Source organism: Pseudomonas sp. GW821-FHT12A04, from assembly GCF_058807755.1.
Genome location: NZ_JBXAQZ010000022.1, coordinates 1 through 18,235 on the forward strand (window position 1 = coordinate 1; position 18,235 = coordinate 18,235).

The window sequence follows — 18,235 nt, forward strand, 5'->3', positions numbered from 1 at the left end:
GTGGAGAAGAGACAGTGCTCGCGAAGCGTTCTGCCAGTTGACTGAAATGTCGACTGGCATGACGCCTTCGCGAGCAGGCTCGCTCCCACAGTTGTTTGGTGCATGCTGGAAATTGGCGAATACGTCATGGGGTTCTAAGACTAAGGTCGTCTGGAACCTGCCCCGCAGCCGCATAGAGTGGATACCGTTCCAACTAAATCTGTGCTGCGAGGATAAAAACAATGAACGACAGCATTTACCTCTCGATTCAAAACAGCCCGCGCTTCAAGGAGCTGGTTAGCAAGAGGGAACGATTCGCCTGGATTCTTTCGGCGATCATGCTAGGGCTTTACTCCGGATTCATCCTTCTGATTGCCTACGGGCCGCAGGTGCTGGGGGCGAAAATCAGCCCTGAGTCCTCGATTACCTGGGGCATACCGATCGGTATCGGGCTGATCATTTCGGCTTTCATCCTGACCGGTATCTACGTACGACGCGCCAACGGCGAGTTCGACGACCTGAACAATGCGATTCTCAAGGAGGCTCAGCAATGATCCGCCGTCTAATGGCTCTTTTGAGCATCGCAGCTTTCGCACCTGGCGCCTGGGCGGCTGACGCCCTGACCGGTGCCGTGCAGAAGCAACCGCTTAACGTGTCCGCGATCGTGATGTTTGTCGCCTTCGTCGGTGCCACCCTGTGCATCACCTACTGGGCTTCCAAGCGTAATAATTCGGCAGCCGACTACTACGCCGCTGGCGGCAAGATCACCGGTTTCCAGAACGGTCTGGCGATTGCCGGTGACTACATGTCGGCTGCGTCCTTCCTGGGTATTTCCGCGCTGGTGTTCACCTCTGGCTACGACGGCCTGATCTACTCGATCGGCTTCCTGGTGGGCTGGCCGATCATTCTGTTCCTGATCGCCGAGCGTCTGCGTAACCTGGGCAAATACACCTTTGCCGACGTGGCGTCCTATCGCCTGGGGCAAACCCAGATCCGCTCGCTGTCCGCTTGCGGTTCGCTGGTGGTGGTGGCGTTTTACCTGATCGCGCAAATGGTCGGTGCCGGCAAGCTGATCCAACTGCTGTTCGGTCTCGATTACCACGTTGCGGTGATCCTGGTCGGTATTCTGATGTGCCTTTACGTGTTGTTCGGCGGCATGCTGGCGACCACCTGGGTGCAAATCATCAAGGCTGTCCTGCTGCTGTCCGGCGCTTCCTTCATGGCGCTGATGGTGATGAAGCACGTCAACTTCGACTTCAACATGCTGTTCTCCGAGGCGATCAAGGTCCACCCGAAAGCTGATGCGATCATGAGCCCTGGCGGCCTGGTGAAAGATCCGATCTCGGCGTTCTCCCTCGGTCTGGCGCTGATGTTCGGTACCGCTGGCCTGCCACACATCCTGATGCGCTTCTTCACCGTGAGTGACGCAAAGGAAGCTCGCAAGAGCGTGTTGTACGCAACCGGTTTCATTGGCTACTTCTACATCCTGACCTTCATCATCGGCTTCGGCGCGATCCTGCTGGTCAGCACCAACCCGGCTTTCAAAGACGCTGCTGGCGCCTTGCTGGGCGGTAACAACATGGCGGCGGTGCACCTGGCCAACGCGGTTGGCGGCAGTATCTTCCTGGGCTTCATCTCGGCAGTAGCGTTTGCGACCATTCTGGCAGTGGTTGCCGGTCTGACCCTGGCCGGTGCTTCGGCGGTGTCCCACGACCTGTATGCCAGCGTGATCAAGAAGGGCAAGGCCAATGAGAAGGACGAGATTCGCGTCTCGAAAATCACCACCATCGCGCTGGCGGTGTTGGCGATCGGTCTGGGCATTCTGTTCGAAAGCCAGAACATCGCGTTCATGGTGGGCCTGGCGTTCTCCATCGCGGCGAGCTGTAACTTCCCGGTGCTGCTGCTTTCCATGTACTGGAAAAAGCTGACCACTCGCGGTGCGATGATCGGTGGCTGGATGGGGCTGGTCAGTGCCGTGGGCCTGATGGTGCTTGGTCCGACCATCTGGGTGCAGATCCTGCATCACGAGAAAGCTATCTTCCCGTATGAGTACCCGGCGCTGTTCTCGATGATGATTGCCTTTGTCGGGATCTGGTTCTTCTCTATCACTGACAAGTCCACTGCTGCGGATAATGAGCGGGCGTTGTTCTTCCCGCAGTTTGTTCGTTCGCAGACGGGGTTGGGGGCGAGTGGGGCGGTTTCGCACTAAGCGTTTGGGTTTGACTGTTTAAGTTGTGTTGAATGGAAATGCCCCGGTCGAGAGATCGGGGCATTTTTTTATTGGGCGGTAATCGACCCGGTTTTTTGGATTTGCCCGTTTTACTGTAGGAGCGAGCCTGCTTGCGAAGACTTTGTGCCAGTTGGAGTGTTTTTTGAGGGTGTACATATCCATTCCTTCGGTAACGGCGACTTATGGTTTCGCCCTTACGGCGAGTCACTTTTTTTACAAACGCCTAAAAAAAGTAACCAAAAAAACGCTCGCCCCGAACGTACGGCCCCTCGCTAAGGCTCGGCGTTCCTTCGCTCCGGCATTCATCCGGGGGCATTGCCCTCCGGTCGGCTTCGCTTCGACCTACATGCAATGAGTTCGACTGCGTCGAACGGCGCTGCGCGCCAATCCCCGGATAAACACCTCCGCTCAGCCTGCCGAGGGGGCGGGTGGATCAAGATCAAGAGCTGCAGGCGAGCTAACGCTCGGCCTGATGAGTGGTGAAGAGCAGTGGTGTACGTCGATCTGCCTTTGTTCTTCTGTGGGAGCGAGCTTGCTCGCGATGGCGGTCTGCTAGCCAGCATCAATGTCGGATGTACTGGACTCTTCGCGGGCAAGCCCGCTCCCACAGGGTTGGTGTCATTCGAATAATTTATGTTCGACGCAAATACTGTGGGAGCGAGCCTGCTCGCGAAGGTGGCCTGCCGGCTGACCGAAATTTTGCAGTGAGCTACACCAGCAAACAGGCCGGCCGGTAGGCCGCCTCGGGTGCTGTTGCGGTGTACGCCCCCTCGTGAGGCCGAGTGCAGGTTCTGCGCAGTGGGCAACCCGGCATGGATGCCGGGTTAGCCGCCCCCGGCCATGGATGGCCGATGGCGGCGGGCCCACGGAGCAGGATCGGAGCGAGGGCATGCCGAGCCTAGGCGAGGCACCGAATGTCAGGGGCAAGAGCGTTTGGTTACTTTGCGCTTTTCAAAGTGACCCGCTGTAAGAGCGGAACCATAAGCCGCCGTTACCTAAATAATGGATACGTACCCGACCAAAGCGCATAAACAAAAACGGCCTCCTGCTCTTTATATAAAAAGCAGAGGCCGTTCCCGGTACAACTCAACACGCTACAGCAAGACAGATCTTACTTGCGGTCTTCCAGCTTGGTGATGTCACGCGACTCGTAGCCGGTGTACAACTGGCGCGGACGGCCGATCTTGTACGGGCTGGAGAGCATCTCTTTCCAGTGGGAGATCCAGCCGACGGTCCGCGCCAGGGCGAAGATCACGGTGAACATGCTGGTTGGAATGCCGATCGCCTTGAGGATGATCCCCGAGTAGAAATCGACGTTCGGGTACAGCGAGCGTTCGATGAAGTACGGGTCGGTCAGGGCGATCTCTTCCAGGTGCATGGCCAGTTCGAGTTGCGGATCGTTCTGGATGCCCAGTTCCTTCAATACTTCGTCGCAGGTCTGCTTCATGACCGTGGCGCGCGGGTCGCGGTTTTTGTAAACGCGGTGACCGAAGCCCATCAGTTTGAACGGATCGTTCTTGTCCTTGGCCTTGGCGATGAACTTGTCGATGTTCGAAACATCGCCGATTTCATCGAGCATGGTCAGTACGGCTTCGTTCGCACCGCCGTGGGCAGGGCCCCACAGTGCAGCGATACCGGCGGCGATACAGGCGAACGGGTTGGCGCCCGAAGAGCCTGCCAGGCGCACAGTGGACGTCGAGGCGTTCTGCTCGTGGTCGGCATGGAGGATGAAGATCCGGTCCATGGCCTTGGCGAGTACCGGGCTGATCGGTTTGATCTCGCACGGGGTGTTGAACATCATGTGCAGGAAGTTTTCCGCGTACGACAGGTCGTTGCGCGGGTACATCATGGGTTGGCCCATGGAGTACTTGTAAACCATCGCGGCCAGGGTCGGCATCTTGGCAACCAGGCGGATCGCGGAGATTTCGCGATGCTGCGGGTTATTGATGTCCAGGGAGTCGTGGTAGAACGCCGAGAGGGCGCCGACTACGCCGCACATGACGGCCATCGGGTGGGCGTCGCGACGGAAGCCGTTGAAGAAGGTCTTCAGCTGCTCGTGAACCATGGTGTGGTTCTTCACGGTGCTGACGAACTGGGCCTTCTGTTCTGCGGTCGGCAGTTCGCCGTTGAGCAGCAGATAGCAGGTTTCCAGGTAGTCCGACTTTTCAGCCAGCTGTTCGATCGGGTAGCCGCGGTGCAGCAGAATGCCGTTGTCGCCGTCGATATAGGTGATCTTCGACTCGCACGAGGCGGTCGACATGAAGCCTGGGTCAAAGGTGAAACGGCCCGTGGCCGTCAGGCCCCGAACATCGATAACATCGGGACCAACGGTGCCGGTTAAAATGGGCAGCTCGACGGGGGCTGCGCCCTCGATGATCAACTGCGCTTTTTTGTCAGCCATGTGGCCTCCTATTTATGCTTGAAATCATCAGACAGACCCCCCACGCAGGGCCCGCACCACTATAGTGAGATAAATTCGAATGTCAATTTGCCTAAAGTCTTGCTCCAGAAGGCTTTAACCGGACTTTTTTCTCGAAATTGGCTGCCATTTACGCCTTTTATGTCAGTTGCGCAATCAGCTGTTTGGGTTAGGTGTTTGCGTTGTCATTAGTAGCCTAACTGTCTATACTCGGCCACCGACCGCCAAGGGCTTTTGGGCTTGCTTTCATTGGGGGTCGCATCCCTGGGTGGTGGTTACCTGACCAGTGCACTCCCCAACAACTTTGCCCTGATTGTTAGGGGCTCTTCAGTGTGAAAAAAAAGCCGTGAAAAGCCAACGACCTGTAAACCTAGACCTAAGGACCATCAAACTCCCAGTCACTGCTTACACGTCCATCCTTCACCGAATCTCCGGTGTCATCCTCTTCGTGTGCCTTGCCATCATGCTTTACGCATTGGACAAGTCGCTGAGCTCCGAGGAAGGCTTCGGTCAGGTGAAAGCGTGTCTGACCAGTCCGCTAGCCAAGCTAGTGACATGGGGCATCCTGTCCGCTCTGCTTTATCACCTGGTAGCCGGTGTGCGCCATTTGATGATGGACATGGGCATCGGTGAGACGCTGGAAGGCGGCAAGCTGGGCTCGAAAATCGTTATCGCCGTTTCCGTGGTGGTAATCGTTCTGGCAGGAGTTTGGATATGGTAACTAACGTCACGAACCTGTCGCGTTCGGGCCTCTATGACTGGATGGCGCAACGTGTGTCTGCGGTCGTTCTCGCGGCTTACTTCATCTTCCTGATCGGATACATCGTGGCCAACCCTGGCCTCGAGTACGCCCAGTGGCATGAACTGTTCGCCCATAACGGAATGCGTATTTTCAGCCTCCTGGCCCTTGTTGCCCTCGGCGCTCACGCCTGGGTCGGCATGTGGACCATCGCGACCGACTACCTGACGCCAATGGCGTTCGGCAAGTCCGCGACCGCTATACGTTTCCTTTTCCAGGCAGTCTGCGGCGTTGCGATGTTCGCTTACTTCGTCTGGGGCGTGCAGATTCTCTGGGGTATCTGAGTCATGGCTAACATTCCAACGATTTCTTTCGACGCCATCATTATTGGTGGTGGCGGTGCCGGCATGCGCGCAGCGCTGCAACTGGCACAGGGCGGTCACAAGACTGCCGTGATCACCAAGGTTTTCCCGACCCGTTCGCACACTGTATCCGCCCAGGGCGGCATCACCTGCGCGATCGCGTCCGCTGACCCGAACGATGACTGGCGCTGGCACATGTACGATACCGTCAAGGGTTCCGACTACATCGGTGACCAGGACGCTATCGAATACATGTGTCAGGAAGGCCCGGCTGCCGTTTACGAGCTGGACCACATGGGTATGCCATTCTCGCGTACCGAGCAAGGTCGTATCTACCAGCGTCCATTCGGCGGTCAGTCCAAGGACTACGGTAAAGGCGGCCAGGCTGCGCGTACTTGCGCTGCGTCCGACCGTACCGGTCACGCTCTGCTGCACACCCTTTATCAGGGCAACCTGAAAGCCGGTACCGTGTTCCTGAACGAGTACTACGCTGTCGATCTGGTGAAGAACGGCGAAGGCGAGTTCGTCGGCGTGATCGCCATCTGCATCGAAACCGGCGAAACCACCTACATCCGCGCCAAGGCCACCGTACTGGCCACCGGCGGCGCAGGTCGTATCTACGCTTCGACCACCAACGCCCTGATCAACACCGGTGACGGCGTTGGCATGGCGCTGCGTGCTGGCGTACCGGTACAAGACATCGAAATGTGGCAGTTCCACCCGACCGGTATCGCCGGCGCGGGTGTACTGGTTACAGAAGGTTGCCGTGGTGAAGGTGGATACCTGATCAACAAGCACGGCGAGCGTTTCATGGAGCGTTATGCTCCGAACGCCAAAGACCTTGCCGGTCGTGACGTTGTTGCCCGTTCGATGGTTAAAGAGATCATCGCCGGCAACGGTTGCGGTCCGAACGGCGACCACGTGATGCTCAAGCTCGACCACCTGGGCGAAGAAGTGCTGCACAGCCGTCTGCCAGGCATCTGCGAACTGTCGAAGACTTTTGCGCACGTTGACCCGGTTGTTGCTCCGGTTCCGGTTGTTCCGACCTGCCACTATATGATGGGCGGCGTTGCCACCAACATTCATGGTCAGGCAATCACCCAGAACGCCGAAGGCGTGGACGAGATCATTCCTGGTCTGTTCGCTGTAGGTGAAGTGGCTTGCGTATCGGTTCACGGTGCCAACCGTCTGGGCGGCAACTCGCTGCTCGACCTGGTGGTATTCGGCCGTGCTGCCGGCCTGCACCTGGAAAAGGCACTGACCGACGGTATCGAATACGACGAGGCCACCGACGCCGACATCCAGGCTGCCCTGGCGCGCCTGTCCGCCCTGAACGAGCGTACCGAAGGCGAAGACGTGGCAACCCTGCGTCGCGAGCTGCAAAACTGCATGCAGAACTACTTCGGTGTATTCCGTACCGGCGAATACATGCAGAAGGGTATTGCCCAGCTGGCTGACCTGCGCAAGCGCATCGCCAACGTGAAGATCAACGATAAGTCGCAGGCGTTCAACACTGCACGTATCGAAGCTCTGGAACTGCAGAACCTGCTGGAAGTGGCCGAAGCCACCGCCATCGCTGCAGAAGTACGTAAAGAGTCCCGTGGTGCTCACGCCCGTGAAGACTTCGAAGATCGTGACGACGAAAACTGGCTGTGCCACACCCTTTACTTCCCGGGTGACAAGCGCGTGACCAAGCGCGCCGTGAACTTCTCGCCGAAGACTGTTCCGACTTTTGAACCTAAGATTCGGACTTATTAAGGGTGGCCGCCATGTTGCAAGTCAGCGTTTATCGTTACAACCCTGATCAGGACGCCGCGCCGTTCATGCAGGAATTCCAGGTTGATACCGGTGGTAAAGACCTGATGGTGCTGGACGTGCTGGCCCTGATCAAAGAGCAGGACGAGGGTTTCTCCTATCGTCGCTCTTGCCGTGAAGGTGTTTGCGGTTCCGACGGCATGAACATCAACGGCAAAAACGGCCTGGCGTGCGTCACGCCGCTGTCTGCGGTCGTAAAAGGTAACAAGTTGATCGTTCGTCCTCTGCCAGGTTTGCCGGTTATCCGTGACCTGGTCGTCGATATGAGCATCTTCTACAAGCAATACGAAAAGGTTAAGCCATACCTGCAGAACGACACGCCGGCTCCGGCCATCGAGCGCCTGCAGTCCCCTGAAGAGCGTGAAAAGCTGGACGGTCTGTACGAGTGCATCCTGTGCGCTTGCTGCTCGACTTCCTGCCCGTCCTTCTGGTGGAACCCGGACAAGTTCCTGGGTCCAGCTGCCCTGCTGCAAGCGTACCGCTTCCTGGCAGACAGCCGTGACACCAAGACGTCCGAGCGTCTGGCTTCGCTGGATGACCCGTTCAGCGTATTCCGCTGCCGCGGGATCATGAACTGCGTCAACGTATGTCCGAAAGGCCTGAACCCGACTAAGGCCATCGGTCACATCCGTAACATGTTGCTCTCAAGCGGCGTGTGATTCAGCTGCTGTACCCGCTGTACCCGTAGATGCTACGGCGCAGGCTTCAACCGGCGCCGTAGTTTTAACCTGAGCAGCAGCTTAAAAGGCTGCGGCTCTTATTTTGAAGAAATGAGACAAGCAGGGGCATCCGGGCTGGTACCCGGACTATCAGTGTGATCCTAGTGGCTTGTTTTGGTCGCTGCATTCGGACTTCTGCAAGTTTGCTCGGTGTCGACATCGATGGTGTTCCCCTAACCGAGGGTGACCAAGCATGCAAGAAAGCGTGATGCAGCGCATGTGGAACAGCGCCTACCTATCCGGTAGTAACGCTGCCTATGTGGAAGAGCTTTACGAGCTCTACCTGCACGACCCTAACGCTGTGCCAGAAGAGTGGCGCACCTACTTCCAGAAGTTGCCTGCTGACGGCAACTCTGCCACCGATGTTTCGCACTCCACAATTCGCGATCATTTCGTCTTGCTGGCAAAGAACCAGCGCCGCGCCCAACCGGTTTCCGCCGGCAGCGTGAGCAGTGAGCACGAGAAGAAGCAAGTTGAAGTGCTGCGATTGATCCAGGCCTACCGTATGCGTGGCCACCAGGCAGCCCAGCTTGACCCGCTGGGGCTGTGGCAGCGTCCTGCACCTGCAGACCTGTCGATCAATCATTACGGCTTGACCAATGCCGATCTTGATACGACCTTCCGTGCCGGCGACCTGTTCATCGGCAAAGAGGAAGCGAGCCTACGCGAAATTCACGAAGCGTTGCAGCAGACATATTGCCGCACCATCGGCGCTGAATTCACGCACATCACCGATTCCGAGCAGCGCCAGTGGTTCCAGCAGCGTCTGGAAAGCGTGCGCGGTCGTCCGACGTACTCCGCCGACATCAAGAGCCACCTGCTCGAGCGCGTGACCGCCGGCGAAGGCCTGGAAAAATACCTGGGCACCAAATACCCGGGTACCAAGCGTTTCGGTCTGGAAGGCGGCGAAAGCCTGATTCCGATGCTCGACGAGCTGATCCAGCGTTCCGGTTCCTACGGCACCAAGGAAATCGTCATCGGCATGGCCCACCGTGGTCGTCTGAACGTGCTGGTCAACACCTTCGGCAAGAACCCGCGCGAGCTGTTCGACGAGTTCGAAGGCAAGAAGAAGGTCGAGCTGGGTTCCGGTGACGTGAAATACCACCAGGGCTTCTCGTCCAACGTGATGACCACCGGCGGTGAAGTTCACCTGGCCATGGCGTTCAACCCGTCCCACCTGGAAATCGTTTCCCCGGTGGTCGAGGGTTCGGTTCGCGCCCGTCAGGATCGTCGCAACGACCCGACCGGTGAGAAGGTTCTGCCGATCTCCATCCACGGTGACGCTGCATTCGCAGGTCAAGGCGTGGTCATGGAAACCTTCCAGATGTCGCAGACCCGCGGTTTCAAGACCGGCGGTACCGTGCACATCGTGATCAACAACCAGGTCGGTTTCACCATCAGCAACCCGCTGGACTCGCGTTCCACCGAGTACGCGACCGACGTTGCGAAAATGATCCAGGCGCCGATCCTCCATGTGAATGGTGATGATCCGGAAGCCGTATTGTTCGTGACCCAGCTGGCCATCGACTACCGCATGCAGTTCAAGCGTGACGTGGTGATCGACCTGGTCTGCTACCGTCGTCGCGGCCACAACGAGGCCGACGAGCCAAGCGGTACCCAGCCTCTGATGTATCAGCAGATCACCAAGCAGCGCACCACCCGTGAGCTGTATGCCGATCGTCTGACTCAGGCCGGTGTGCTGGATGCTGAGCGTGTCAAGGCGAAAGTCGACGAGTACCGCAACGCGCTGGACAACGGTCTGCACGTGGTCAAAAGCCTGGTCAAAGAGCCGAACAAAGAGTTGTTCGTGGACTGGCGTCCGTATCTGGGCCACGCCTGGACCGCGCGTCACGACACTCGCTTCGACCTCAAGACCTTGCAGGAACTGTCCGCCAAGCTGCTGGAAATCCCGGAAGGCTTCGTGGTTCAGCGCCAGGTTGCCAAGATCTACGAAGACCGCCAGAAGATGCAAGCCGGCGGCCTGCCGATCAACTGGGGTTACGCCGAAACCATGGCGTACGCGACCCTGGCGTTCGAAGGTCACCCGATTCGCATGACTGGCCAGGACATCGGCCGCGGCACGTTCTCGCACCGCCATGCTGTCCTGCACAACCAGAAGGACGCGGGCACCTACATCCCGCTGCAGAACCTGTACGACGGTCAGCCACGCTTCGACCTGTACGACTCGTTCCTGTCCGAAGAAGCGGTATTGGCGTTCGAGTACGGTTACTCGACCACCACGCCGAATGCCCTGGTTATCTGGGAAGCCCAGTTCGGCGACTTCGCCAACGGCGCCCAGGTAGTTATCGACCAGTTCATCACCAGTGGCGAGCACAAGTGGGGCCGCCTGTGCGGTCTGACCATGCTGCTGCCGCACGGTTATGAAGGTCAGGGTCCGGAGCACTCCTCGGCTCGTCTGGAGCGTTACCTGCAGTTGTGCGCCGAGCACAACATTCAGGTGTGCATGCCGACGACGCCGGCTCAGATCTACCACTTGCTGCGCCGTCAGGTGATCCGCCCGCTGCGCAAGCCACTGGTAGTCCTGACTCCGAAGTCGCTGTTGCGCCACAAGCTGGCCATCTCGACGCTGGAAGATCTGGCCGAAGGTTCGTTCCAGACCGTTATCCCGGAAATCGATGCCCAAGACCCGAAAAAGGTCGAGCGCGTTGTTCTGTGTAGCGGCAAGGTCTACTACGACCTGCTGGAAAAACGCCGTGCCGAAGGTCGTGACGACATCGCTGTCGTGCGTATCGAGCAGCTGTACCCATTCCCTGAGGACGACTTGAAAGAAGTCCTGGCTCCTTATACCAACGTCAAGCATGCCGTCTGGTGTCAGGAAGAGCCGATGAACCAGGGTGCGTGGTACTGCAGCCAACACCACATGCGTCGCAGCATCAGCAACCTCAACAAGTCTCTCGTACTCGAGTACGCGGGCCGTGAGGCTTCTGCTGCACCTGCATGCGGTTACGCATCGATGCACGCCGAACAGCAGGAACAACTGCTGCAAGACGCCTTTACTGTTTAACGCCTTCGCGCACCTGAAACCGAATTTAAGGAACCACAGACAATGGCTATCGAGATCAAAGCCCCCACTTTCCCGGAATCGGTTGCCGATGGCACCGTTGCCACCTGGCACAAACAACCGGGCGACGCGGTCAAGCGCGACGAACTGATCGTCGACATCGAAACCGACAAAGTCGTGCTGGAAGTGCTGGCTACCGCTGACGGCGTGCTGGGCGCTATCGTCAAGAACGAAGGCGAAACCGTTCTGTCCGACGAAGTTCTGGGCTCCATCGTTGAAGGCGGCGCTGCTGCTGCCGCTCCGGCTGCCGCTGCTGCTCCGGCCGCTGCTGCCGCTGCTCCAGCTGCCGGCGCTGACGAAGACGCTATCGCGGCTCCAGCTGCTCGCAAGCTGGCCGAAGAAAACGGCATCAACCTGGCTTCCGTCAAAGGCACCGGCAAAGATGGTCGTGTAACCAAGGAAGACGTGGTTGCCGCTGTCGAAGCCAAGAAAGCCGCTCCGGCTGCCGCGCCTGCCAAGGCTGCTGCACCTGCCGCTGCTGCTCCGGTATTCGCTGCAGGCGATCGCATCGAGAAGCGCGTACCGATGACCCGCGTACGTGCCACCGTGGCCAAGCGTCTGGTTGAAGCTCAATCGAACATGGCGATGCTGACCACCTTCAACGAAGTCGACATGACCGAAGTCATGGCGCTGCGTTCGAAGTACAAGGACCTGTTCGAGAAGTCCCACAACGGCGTGCGCCTGGGCTTCATGTCGTTCTTCGTGAAAGCAGCCACCGAAGCGCTGAAACGCTTCCCGGCTGTCAACGCGTCGATCGACGGCGGCGACATCGTTTACCACGGCTACGCTGACGTCGGCGTTGCAGTTTCCAGCGATCGCGGCCTGGTTGTACCGGTTCTGCGTAACGCCGAACTGATGAGCCTGGCTGAAATCGAAGGCAGCATCGCCACCTTCGGCAAGAAAGCCCGCGACGGCAAACTGTCGATGGACGAAATGACCGGTGGTACTTTCACCATCACCAACGGTGGTACTTTCGGTTCGATGATGTCGACCCCGATCGTCAACCCGCCACAAGCAGCCATCCTGGGCATGCACAACATCATCCAGCGTCCGATGGCCATCAACGGCCAGGTCGTTATCCGTCCGATGATGTACCTGGCACTGTCCTACGATCACCGTCTGATCGATGGCAAAGAAGCTGTGACCTTCCTGGTGACCATCAAGAACCTGCTGGAAGATCCGGCTCGTCTGTTGCTGGATATCTGATAGAAGCAGCCATGAGCTGCAAGCCCGGGCTGTCGGAAAACCCGCAGCCTGGCTTGCCGCTCGCGGCTTGAAGCTTTTCGCTAAAGAGGATTTTTTGAATGTCGCAGAAATTTGACGTAGTAGTGATCGGCGCTGGCCCTGGCGGCTATGTGGCTGCCATCAAGGCCGCTCAGCTTGGTCTTTCGACTGCCTGCATCGAGAAGTACACCGACAAGGAAGGCAAACTGGCTCTGGGCGGTACCTGCCTGAACGTCGGCTGCATTCCATCCAAGGCCCTGCTGGACAGTTCGTGGAAATTCCACGAAGCCCAGGACGGTTTCGCGATCCACGGTATCAATCACGCTGGCGTGACCATGGACGTGCCAGCGATGGTCGGCCGTAAAGCCAACATCGTCAAAGGCCTGACCTCCGGCGTTGCGACCCTGTTCAAAGCCAACGGTGTGACCTCGATCCAGGGTCACGGCAAGCTGCTGGCCGGCAAGAAAGTTGAAGTCACCAAGCCTGATGGCTCGGTAGAAATCATCGAAGCCGAAAACGTCATCCTGGCTCCAGGTTCGCGTCCGATCGACATTCCGCCAGCTCCGGTTGACCAGAATGTGATCGTCGATTCGACTGGCGCTCTGGAATTCCAATCCGTACCTAAGCGTCTGGGCGTGATCGGCGCTGGCGTGATCGGTCTGGAACTGGGTTCGGTCTGGTCGCGTCTGGGTGCAGAAGTGACTGTCCTGGAAGCCCTGGACACCTTCCTGATGGCAGCGGACACCGCTGTTTCCAAGGAAGCGCTGAAAACCCTGACCAAACAGGGTCTGGACATCAAGCTGGGCGCTCGCGTCACCGGTTCCAAAGTGAACGGCGACGAAGTCGTGGTGAACTACACCGATGCCAAGGGCGAACAGAACATCACTTTCGACAAGCTGATCGTAGCCGTTGGTCGCCGTCCGGTGACCACTGATCTGTTGGCTGCCGACTGCGGCGTGACCCTGGACGAGCGCGGTTTCGTGCACGTTGACGATCACTGCGCCACCACCGTACCGGGCGTTTACGCCATCGGCGACGTGGTTCGCGGCATGATGCTGGCGCACAAGGCCTCGGAAGAGGGCATCATGGTTGTCGAGCGCATCAAGGGCCACAAGGCCCAGATGAACTATGATCTGATCCCTTCGGTTATTTATACTCACCCGGAAATCGCGTGGGTCGGTAAAACCGAGCAGGCCTTGAAAGCTGAAGGCGTTGAAGTTAACGTCGGCACCTTCCCGTTCGCAGCCTCTGGCCGTGCCATGGCTGCCAACGACACCGGTGGTTTCGTCAAGGTCATCGCAGATGCCAAGACAGACCGCGTATTGGGCGTCCACGTGATTGGCCCGAGCGCTGCAGAACTGGTTCAGCAGGGCGCGATCGGTATGGAATTCGGCACCAGCGCTGAAGACCTGGGCATGATGGTTTTCTCCCATCCGACCCTGTCTGAAGCCTTGCACGAAGCTGCTTTGGCTGTGAATGGCGGCGCCATCCACATCGCCAACCGCAAGAAGCGTTAAGACAATAAGAAACCACGGCGGAATGGCCCGTCGTGAGCCTTGCATGCAAGACTCACCGCGGAATATCCGCTGGACGCAGTCTTGCATAGCTGCACCGGGTATCCGGAAAGGCTATGCAAGCAGCAGTCACAGGTGGTGCGGCACTTGAATGAGTGCAGCACCGAATGCGCAGTACCTAACGAAGACGGTAATAAGCATGAATCTTCACGAGTATCAGGGTAAGCAGCTGTTCGCTGAGTACGGCCTGCCAGTTTCCACCGGTTACGCGGTAGACACCCCGGAAGCAGCAGCAGAAGCTTGCGACAAAATCGGCGGCAGCGAGTGGGTTGTCAAAGCCCAGGTCCACGCCGGTGGTCGCGGTAAAGCGGGCGGCGTAAAGCTGGTTCGCAGCAAAGAAGACGCCAAAGCCTTCGCACAGCAGTGGCTGGGCAAGCGTCTGGTGACTTACCAGACTGACGCCAATGGTCAGCCAGTCACCAAGATCCTGGTTGAATCGTGCACTGATATCGCTAAAGAGCTGTACCTGGGCGCTGTCGTTGACCGTTCGAGCCGTCGTATCGTGTTCATGGCTTCCACCGAAGGTGGCGTGGACATCGAGAAAATCGCTCACGACACTCCAGAAAAAATTCTGAAAGCCACTATCGATCCACTGGTTGGCGCTCAGCCATTCCAGGGTCGCGAGCTGGCATTCCAGTTGGGTCTGGAAGGCAAGCAAGTTGCCCAGTTCGCCAAGATCTTCGTAGGTCTGGCCAAACTGTTCAAGGATCACGACCTGGCCCTGCTGGAAGTGAACCCGCTGGTGATCAAGGCTGACGGCGATCTGCACTGCCTGGACGCCAAGATCAACATCGACGCCAACGCCATGTACCGTCAGCCTAAGCTGAAGACTTTCCACGATCCGTCGCAAGACGATCCGCGCGAAGCGCACGCTGCCAAGTTCGAACTGAACTACGTAGCGCTGGAAGGCAACATCGGTTGCATGGTCAACGGTGCTGGCCTGGCCATGGGTACCATGGACATCGTCAACCTGCATGGCGGCAAACCAGCCAACTTCCTCGACGTGGGCGGTGGTGCTACCAAGGAACGCGTTACCGAAGCGTTCAAGATCATTCTGTCCGACACCAACGTCGCTGCAGTACTGGTCAACATCTTCGGCGGCATCGTTCGCTGCGACATGATTGCCGAAGGCATCATCGGTGCAGTGAAAGAAGTCGGCGTGAAAATCCCGGTTGTTGTTCGCCTTGAAGGCAACAACGCTGAGCTGGGCGCTAAAGTACTGGCAGAAAGCGGTTTGAACATCATCGCTGCTACCAGCCTGACCGACGCTGCTCAACAAGTTGTCAAAGCTGCGGAGGGCAAATAATGAGCGTCCTGATCAATAAAGACACCAAAGTTATCTGCCAGGGTATTACCGGTTCGCAAGGTAGTTTCCACACCCAGCAAGCCATCGAGTACGGCACCAAGATGGTTGGTGGTGTAACTCCAGGCAAAGGCGGCACCGAGCACCTGGGTCTGCCAGTGTTCAACACCGTTAAAGACGCTGTAGCTGCCACTGGCGCCACCGCCAGCGTGATCTACGTTCCGGCTCCTTTCTGCAAGGATTCGATCCTGGAAGCTGCTTTCGGCGGCATCAAGCTGATCGTGTGCATCACCGAAGGCATTCCTACCCTGGACATGCTGGACGCTAAAGTTAAGTGCGACGAGCTGGGCGTAGTCCTGATCGGCCCTAACTGCCCTGGCGTGATCACCCCAGGCGAATGCAAGATCGGCATCATGCCAGGTCACATTCACTTGCCAGGCAAGGTCGGTATCGTTTCCCGTTCCGGCACCCTGACCTACGAAGCTGTGAAGCAGACTACTGACGCCGGTTTCGGTCAGTCGACTTGCGTCGGCATCGGTGGTGACCCGATCCCGGGTTCGAACTTCATCGACATCCTGAAGCTGTTCCAGGAAGACCCGAAGACCGAAGCGATCGTGATGATCGGTGAGATCGGCGGTTCGGCTGAAGAAGAAGCGGCTGCCTACATCAAGGCACACGTGACCAAGCCGGTTGTTTCCTACATCGCTGGTGTGACTGCTCCTCCGGGCAAGCGCATGGGCCATGCTGGCGCAATCATCTCTGGCGGCAAAGGCACTGCAGACGAGAAATTCGCTGCTCTGCAAGACGCAGGCGTTAAAACCGTGCGTTCGCTGGCAGACATCGGCAAGGCCCTGGCCGAGCTGACTGGTTGGGCTGTCAAGTAAGCCTCGCGCTTAGCTGACGCTTCACCAAACAAAGGCCACCTTCGGGTGGCCTTTGTCGTTTCCGGGGTTTGCGTTGACAGTGCGGACGCCATCGCGAGCAAGCTCGCTCCCACATTGGAACGCGGTCAACTGTGGGAGCGAGCTTGCTCGCGATGGCGGACTGACAGGCGACATCTATCAACATGCAGAAACGCGACACAAAGATGTCGTATATCGGATAGTTCGCCCTCTAACAGTGCGTTTATCGGTCAAATTCGTTAGTCTATGCGCCATTTTTGCGTCTGCGGCCCACAAGGCGCGCAACGCGCTAAAAGGGTCGGTCTTATACGGACTGACAGCATTTCCCTCACCCATAGGGAAATCCCTCTCTAAATTCCGATTCAGTAGTGTGGTATTTCCTTAATGAAAGTGTTGAAAGGCCAGGACATCCTGGCACTTGGTTTTATGACGTTTGCCCTGTTCGTCGGGGCTGGCAACATCATCTTCCCACCTATCGTCGGTTTACAGTCCGGGCCCAATGTCTGGATGGCGGCGCTGGGTTTCCTGGTCACCGCAGTTGGTCTGCCGGTGATCACTGTTGTGGCGCTGGCCAAGGTCGGCGGAGCTATGGATGCCTTGAGCAGCCCGATCGGTAAAGTGGCCGGTGGCCTGCTGGCAGCGGCTTGCTACCTCGCTGTTGGCCCGCTGTTCGCGACGCCACGTACCGCGACGGTATCCTTCGAGGTGGGCCTGGCGCCCCTGACCGGCGAGAGCCCGCTGGCACTGTTCCTCTACAGCTCGGTTTACTTCCTGCTGGTGTTCTTCATCTCACTGTATCCGGGCCGTTTGCTGGATACCGTAGGGCGCTTCCTCGCGCCGCTGAAGATCATCGCCCTGGCCGTGCTGGGCATTGCAGCATTCGCCTTGCCGGCCGGTGACATTGGCCATGCAACCCCTGAATACGTTGCAGCACCGTTTTCCCAAGGCTTCATCAATGGTTACCTGACCATGGATACCCTGGGCGCCCTGGTGTTCGGCATCGTCATCGTCAACGCCATCCGTTCCCGCGGCGTCGAGTCGCCAGCACTGATCACCCGATATGCGATCATCGCCGGGCTCATCGCCGGCGTGGGTCTGGCGCTGGTGTATGTCAGCCTGTTCCGTCTCGGTTCGGGCAGCCATGAAGTGGCCGCGGGCGCTACCAATGGCGCGGCGGTATTGCACGCTTACGTGCAGCACACCTTCGGTTCGCTGGGCAGTGGTTTCCTTGCCGTGCTGATCTCCCTGGCGTGCCTGGTGACCGCGGTCGGCCTGACCTGTGCCTGCGCCGAGTACTTCAGCCGTGTGGTGCCGTTGTCTTACAAGACACTGGTGATCATCCTGGCGGCGTTCTCGCTGCTGGTGTCCAACCTGGGCCTGACCAAGCTGATCGCCTTCTCGATCCCGGTACTGACCGCGATCTACCCGCCGTGCATCGTTCTGGTGGCGTTGAGCTTCTGCAAGGACTTCTGGCATGAGCAGGGTCGTATCCTCGGCCCGGTGATGCTGGTGTCGTTCATCTTCGGCCTGATCGATGCCCTGAAGGGGGCCGGCCTGGCGGACTGGATGCCGACACAAATGGCCCACCTGCCGCTTAGCGAGCAGGGCCTGGCGTGGTTGGTGCCGTCGGTGATGACGCTGGTGGTCGCAGTGGTCTGCGACCGTATGCTGGGCAAGCGCGAAGAAGCGCTGGCTTAAGCTTTACCGGCCCGTCACAAGCGGGCCTGTGAACAAAGCAGAAATGCCCCGTATCAATCGATACGGGGCATTTTTTTATGGGGTGATGCGGTGTCTTTTCTTCTGCGCTAACGTCGAAATACTGCCATGGCCCTTGTAGGAGCGAGCTTGCTCGCGAAGGTCGTGAACTATAGCGCGTGATTTCTGGAT

13 protein-coding genes are annotated in these 18,235 nt (G+C 58.2%); 12 read left to right on the plus strand and 1 reads right to left on the minus strand.

Annotated elements, in window-relative coordinates:
* The first annotated feature begins 221 nt into the window (after positions 1–221).
* On the plus strand, positions 222–533 hold the full coding sequence (locus AC1RS8_RS26730) for a DUF485 domain-containing protein (protein ID WP_057715832.1): 312 nt from the start codon (positions 222–224) through the stop codon (positions 531–533).
* Positions 530–2,188, plus strand: coding sequence for a cation acetate symporter (locus tag AC1RS8_RS26735; RefSeq protein ID WP_154909967.1), 1,659 nt, complete (start codon positions 530–532; stop codon positions 2,186–2,188). Before AC1RS8_RS26730 ends, AC1RS8_RS26735 begins: the two co-directional genes overlap by 4 nt.
* A 1,132-nt stretch (positions 2,189–3,320) precedes the next feature.
* Here the strand turns inward: AC1RS8_RS26735 and gltA are convergent.
* Positions 3,321–4,610 carry a citrate synthase gene (gene gltA / locus AC1RS8_RS26740; RefSeq protein ID WP_493164071.1) on the minus strand — a complete coding sequence of 430 codons (1,290 nt, stop codon included), beginning with the start codon at positions 4,608–4,610 and terminating at the stop codon, positions 3,321–3,323.
* A 364-nt stretch (positions 4,611–4,974) separates the two neighbouring features.
* Here gltA and sdhC point away from each other — a divergent pair, with 364 nt between their 5' ends.
* The 10 genes from sdhC to brnQ all read left to right on the plus strand — a co-directional run bounded on the left by sdhC (position 4,975) and on the right by brnQ (position 18,046).
* Positions 4,975–5,349, plus strand: a complete 375-nt coding sequence (gene sdhC, locus AC1RS8_RS26745; RefSeq protein WP_057715829.1) for a succinate dehydrogenase, cytochrome b556 subunit — start codon at positions 4,975–4,977, stop codon at positions 5,347–5,349.
* Positions 5,343–5,711 carry a succinate dehydrogenase, hydrophobic membrane anchor protein gene (gene sdhD / locus AC1RS8_RS26750; protein ID WP_008049683.1) on the plus strand — a complete coding sequence of 123 codons (369 nt, stop codon included), beginning with the start codon at positions 5,343–5,345 and terminating at the stop codon, positions 5,709–5,711. Before sdhC ends, sdhD begins: the two co-directional genes overlap by 7 nt.
* 3 nt (positions 5,712–5,714) lie before the next feature.
* Entirely contained in the window at positions 5,715–7,487 is a 1,773-nt protein-coding gene (sdhA, locus tag AC1RS8_RS26755; protein WP_057715828.1) for a succinate dehydrogenase flavoprotein subunit, read from the plus strand.
* Between the two features lie 11 nt (positions 7,488–7,498).
* Positions 7,499–8,203, plus strand: a complete 705-nt coding sequence (locus tag AC1RS8_RS26760) for a succinate dehydrogenase iron-sulfur subunit (RefSeq protein ID WP_008063297.1) — start codon at positions 7,499–7,501, stop codon at positions 8,201–8,203.
* 253 nt (positions 8,204–8,456) lie between these two features.
* Positions 8,457–11,288 (plus strand): 2-oxoglutarate dehydrogenase E1 component, encoded by a 2,832-nt coding sequence (locus AC1RS8_RS26765; RefSeq protein WP_090453893.1) that lies wholly within the window; start codon positions 8,457–8,459, stop codon positions 11,286–11,288.
* 42 nt (positions 11,289–11,330) lie between these two features.
* Entirely contained in the window at positions 11,331–12,551 is a 1,221-nt protein-coding gene (gene odhB / locus AC1RS8_RS26770; RefSeq protein ID WP_489340032.1) for a 2-oxoglutarate dehydrogenase complex dihydrolipoyllysine-residue succinyltransferase, read from the plus strand.
* A gap of 98 nt (positions 12,552–12,649) precedes the next feature.
* Positions 12,650–14,086, plus strand: coding sequence for a dihydrolipoyl dehydrogenase (gene lpdA, locus AC1RS8_RS26775; protein ID WP_007998079.1), 1,437 nt, complete (start codon positions 12,650–12,652; stop codon positions 14,084–14,086).
* Between the two features lie 196 nt (positions 14,087–14,282).
* On the plus strand, positions 14,283–15,449 hold the full coding sequence (sucC, locus tag AC1RS8_RS26780; protein ID WP_007919879.1) for an ADP-forming succinate--CoA ligase subunit beta: 1,167 nt from the start codon (positions 14,283–14,285) through the stop codon (positions 15,447–15,449).
* On the plus strand, positions 15,449–16,330 hold the full coding sequence (sucD, locus tag AC1RS8_RS26785) for a succinate--CoA ligase subunit alpha (protein ID WP_007919877.1): 882 nt from the start codon (positions 15,449–15,451) through the stop codon (positions 16,328–16,330). The genes sucC and sucD overlap by 1 nt, the downstream gene beginning before the upstream one ends.
* Before the next feature lie 402 nt (positions 16,331–16,732).
* The gene (brnQ, locus tag AC1RS8_RS26790) at positions 16,733–18,046 is read left to right on the plus strand and encodes a branched-chain amino acid transport system II carrier protein (protein ID WP_057715825.1); all 1,314 of its coding nucleotides are present in this window, start codon (positions 16,733–16,735) and stop codon (positions 18,044–18,046) included.
* Positions 18,047–18,235 lie beyond the last annotated feature (189 nt).